Source organism: Clostridium sp. YIM B02555 (assembly GCF_022320955.1).
GTDB classification, from domain to species: domain Bacteria; phylum Bacillota; class Clostridia; order Clostridiales; family Clostridiaceae; genus Clostridium; species Clostridium saccharoperbutylacetonicum.
Window position 1 is genome coordinate 1 of record NZ_JAKJJY010000051.1, and the last position, 4,212, is coordinate 4,212.

The following is a 4,212-nucleotide window of genomic DNA, read 5'->3' on the forward strand; positions in this document are numbered from 1 at the left end:
TGATTAGCTCAGTTGGTAGAGCACCTGACTCTTAATCAGGGTGTCCAGGGTTCGAATCCCTGATGACGCACCAAAGCAAAGACTGCTAAATGATTTAGCAGTCTTTTTTTGTTTATATTGAAGATTATAAATATAATAAATTTAGAATAATATTTTAGGTAACTTATATAAAAAGAATAATAAAAATATAAATTAATAAAATAATTAATATTTTTATTGATTTATTGTATAAAATTAAATGTTGCACTAGCTTTAACTTTAGTAGATAATACATAATGCAAACATAGTAAAACTTAGAAATGTATAAAATCGTGAGAAAATAGCATAAACTACAGTAATTGCTAGAAAATTATATATAAATTGAAATATTAGTTTAAAAAAGGAGACTTGGATATGGGTTTAAGAAAGAGCAAAATTGCAATCGTAGGAACTGGGTTAGTAGGTTCGAGTACAGCTTTTAGTTTGATAACACAAGGAGTTTGCGATGAAATACTAATGATAGACATAAATGAAGAAAGAGCACTTGGTGAGGTTATGGATTTAAATCACTGTATAGAGTATTTAAATCGAAACACAAAGGTTGTTAAGGGGAATTATGAGCAATGTGAAGATGTTGATATCGTAGTAATAACAGCAGGAGCACCACCTAAACCAGGACAAACTAGATTAGCAACATTAGAATTATCAGCTAGAATAGTAGAATCGATTGTAGAGCCAATAATGAAGAGTGGATTTAAAGGCCATTTTATTGTAATCTCAAATCCAGTAGATATGATCGCGTACCATGTTTATAAGATATCAGGTTTACCAAAAAGCCATATCATAGGAACAGGAACTTCAGTTGATTCAGCTAGATTAAAAAATTTTATAGGAGAATTATTGAATGTTGATCCTCGTAGCGTTCAAGGATACTCAATGGGAGAACATGGTGATTCTCAAATGGTGCCTTGGTCTCATGTTACTGTTGGTGGAAAATCATTCTATGAAATTTTAAAGGATAATAAAGATAGAGTTGGAAATGTGGATTTAGACAAATTAGTATTAGAAACAGCGAAAGCAGGTTGGGAAGTATATAATAGAAAAGGTACCACATATTATGGAATAGCTACTGCAACAGTTGGAATAATTAAAGCAATTATAAATGATGAAAATAAAATAATGCCAGTATCCACATTATTGGAAGGTGAGTATGGGGAAAATGATGTTTTTTGTGGAGTACCAGCTGTCTTGAATTCAGATGGAGTAAAAGAGGTTGTTGAAATTCATATGACAGAAGATGAATTATTAAAATTTAAAGAATCTACTCAATTTATAAGAGAGTCTATTAAAAAGATAAACTAAATTGGAGATTATGAATCATTCTGGAAAATAGTTTCAAATAACTTTAGCAAAGCACTAGCTTTTACCGGTGCTTTGCTATATAAATTGTGCATGAATATAGGATTTTAGAGACATATTCAAATATAATCAAGACATCAGTATAGATTAATAAGAATAAATAAAAAAAGTTTTAAAAAACATGTTGACAAGGGATATTGTTTTCTGTATAATATAATCTTGTTGAGACAAGTTTTCGACACAATAGTACAACTGTTAACTGTAAATTGTTAACTGAATAAGATCTCGTGATGATGGCATAGAGGTAACACTCCTTCCCATTCCGAACAGGAAAGTTAAGGTCTATAGCGCCGATGGTACTGCATGGGAGACTGTGTGGCAGAGTAGGACGTTGCGAGGTAGAATGGTTTACTAGCTCAGTCGGTAGAGCACATGACTTTTAATCATGGTGTCCCGGGTTCGATTCCCGGGTAAGCCACCAATAAATAAAATTAAAATGTTTTTATTAGAAACTTGCTTAGTATTTTTATATAGAAAAGAGTTTTTACAATTATGTAAAAACTCTTTTTTTTATCTGTCTAGTTTTGCTTTAATAGAAATATAAAGTTATAGTAATATGATTCAAAGAGATTTGAATTTATTTGAGAAGTCATGTATTACAAATAATAAAAATTTTCTCAAAGATTGAATGTCATCTTTAAATGATGTAGATTCATTTGACGATAAAGATCCATTGTTAAACATTGTGAGAGCAAAGAATAATATACCCATATTAATATACAAGTCTTTTATATCTGCTATGAATAAATTACTTATTCCAATAAAATCTAAGCTTCCTCCATAAAATACTTTGTCAATAAGTGAACAAATAGCACCACAGATTACAAAAACAAAGCACATATCTGCCCAAAAATCTTTATTCCCTTTATGTAAATAGTATCTATATATTTCTAAGAAAATAACTATAGCAAACATATTTAATGTTATTAAAATAGGAAAACTAACAGATGTACCAAATCTGGCATTTAACCAAGAGCCTTCAGTATTAATTATCGGATTGAAAGATAACATGTTCTTAATTATTTGGAAATTGTTATTGAACCAAAAAAATTTTATAAGTATTTTTATTCCTTGATCTATCACAAGAAAAAGCAATAATAGAAATGATAACATATTAAATTTTAAACCATTCTCATACTTTGTTCCTATAGTATAAGTAAAGAAACCTACTAGTGCGAATAAAAGAATTAGCATTACGTTAAAAAGAATTGTTTGGGAATCAGTTATTCTTCCAGTTATAAGTTCAAATAGAATATATAGAACCCACATTAAAGGTAGTATACCTATAGTCAATACTTTTTTATTTTTCATTTAAGTACCTCCAATTGCAATTATGTTATGTTATAGTAAAGTGTAACATATGCAAAAAAAAATTTCACTACTATTAAATAAAGTGAAATTGATTTAATATATAAATAAGAAGATTATATAAGTAATTGATTTGAAAATAATGGTTAATGCACAGGTATAAAGAGTATAATAATATGAGAAAGAAGGTATAAATTATGTTAACAATTTTAGCGGTGTCTGATTCAATAGGTGAAACTGCAAATCAAGTTGCAGTTGCTGCTGCAAGTCAATTCACCGAAAAGATAGAAGTTAAAAGAATACCGTATGTAAAAGCATTAGAAGATATTGAAGAGGTAATGAGTATAGCAGCTGAATATGAAAATGTAATAATAGTATCTACAATTATTACTGTAAATGTACGTGAATACCTGACACAAAAAGCAATGGAAAGAAATATATTGGTTATGAATGTTTTAGGCCCAATCATTAATGTTGCGTCTACAATACTAGGTAAGGTACCTTCATATAATCCGGGAGCAATGAGACAAACAGATGAAGTGTACTTTAAAAGAATAGAAGCGATGGAATTTGCAATGCAATATGATGACAGCAAAGATTATAGAGGCCTTAAAAACGCAGATGTTGTATTGATTGGACTTTCAAGGACATCTAAAACACCATTGTGCATGTATCTAGCTAATAAAGGTGTAAAGGCAATAAACATTCCATTAATGCCAGAAGTAGGAGTACCAGATGAAATATATGAGATAGATAGGAAAAAGATATTTGGTTTAACCATAAATCCACTTAGATTAATTGAAATTAGAAAGAGAAGATTGGATAAATTTCATAGGATTACTTCTGATATTGAGTATGCAGGGGACGCTAGAGTATTAGAAGAACTTGATTTTGCGGATAAAATAATGAGAAAAATAGGTTGTAAAACTATAGATGTTACAGAAAGAGCAATTGAGGATACTGCGCTAATTATATTAGAAAAAATAAATCATAATGAAAATAATGTATAATACATAGTGTTGAATCTTTATAAATAACCAGAGAAGCTTTCATTTTGTGAGGAAATATATATAAACTTACTTGCATAAAATGAAGTTCTCTGGTTTAATTTTTTATAAATTGAATAAAGAACTTTTCAAATTTTAAAAGGAAAATAGTATAACTAATCCAAGTGTATCACTAGTAGAATATGAGAGGATTTAGCATGAATTTATTAGCATGGATAATTTAAAGTCTCTAAATAGCATAAATTAGTATTTTGAAATTGTAACTGTATGTGATAAGATAAAAAACGTCGCAAGGCTAGTAAATAACTTAAAAATAATGCATTCAGATAATGTTTAAATTATTTCTAAAAAGTTGTTGACATGATTTGAGACGAGTGATATAATGAAAAAGTCGCTTGAGGCGATAAACTAAAGATTACAGCGAAGGCTGTAAGAAAGAAAATGGTCTTTGAAAATTGAACAGAATAAGATAAATACATTTAAGTAAACCAGCAATTTT

General features: G+C 29.0%; 3 protein-coding genes, 1 tRNA gene and 1 rRNA gene. 4 read left to right on the forward strand and 1 reads right to left on the reverse strand.

Annotation, left to right across the window (positions count from 1 at the left end; genetic code table 11):
* The first annotated feature begins 393 nt into the window (after nt 1-393).
* From L3B98_RS28710 to L3B98_RS28720, 3 genes are all read left to right on the forward strand, one after another.
* Nucleotides 394-1,341, forward strand: a complete 948-nt coding sequence (locus L3B98_RS28710) for an L-lactate dehydrogenase (RefSeq protein ID WP_238919208.1) — start codon at nt 394-396, stop codon at nt 1,339-1,341.
* 280 nt (nt 1,342-1,621) lie between these two features.
* Nucleotides 1,622-1,738 (forward strand): 5S ribosomal RNA (rrf, locus tag L3B98_RS28715).
* Nucleotides 1,739-1,743: 5 nt separating this feature from the next.
* A tRNA-Lys gene (locus L3B98_RS28720) sits at nt 1,744-1,819 on the forward strand.
* A gap of 140 nt (nt 1,820-1,959) precedes the next feature.
* Here L3B98_RS28720 and L3B98_RS28725 read toward each other — a convergent pair.
* Nucleotides 1,960-2,709: a signal peptidase II gene (locus L3B98_RS28725; protein ID WP_015395614.1), complete on the reverse strand. Its 750-nt coding sequence runs from the start codon at nt 2,707-2,709 to the stop codon at nt 1,960-1,962.
* A 194-nt stretch (nt 2,710-2,903) separates the two neighbouring features.
* Between L3B98_RS28725 and L3B98_RS28730 the strand changes: the two genes are divergently transcribed.
* Nucleotides 2,904-3,716, forward strand: coding sequence for a pyruvate, water dikinase regulatory protein (locus tag L3B98_RS28730; RefSeq protein WP_015395613.1), 813 nt, complete (start codon nt 2,904-2,906; stop codon nt 3,714-3,716).
* The last annotated feature ends 496 nt before the right edge of the window (nt 3,717-4,212 follow it).

Excerpts from the sequence above, each read along its gene's own strand:
- L3B98_RS28710 (WP_238919208.1), top strand. The coding sequence starts at position 394 with ATGGGTTTAAGAAAGAGCAAAATTGCAATCGTAGGAACTGGGTTAGTA.
- L3B98_RS28730 (WP_015395613.1), top strand. The coding sequence starts at position 2,904 with ATGTTAACAATTTTAGCGGTGTCTGATTCAATAGGTGAAACTGCAAAT.
- L3B98_RS28725 (WP_015395614.1), bottom strand. The coding sequence starts at position 2,709 with ATGAAAAATAAAAAAGTATTGACTATAGGTATACTACCTTTAATGTGG.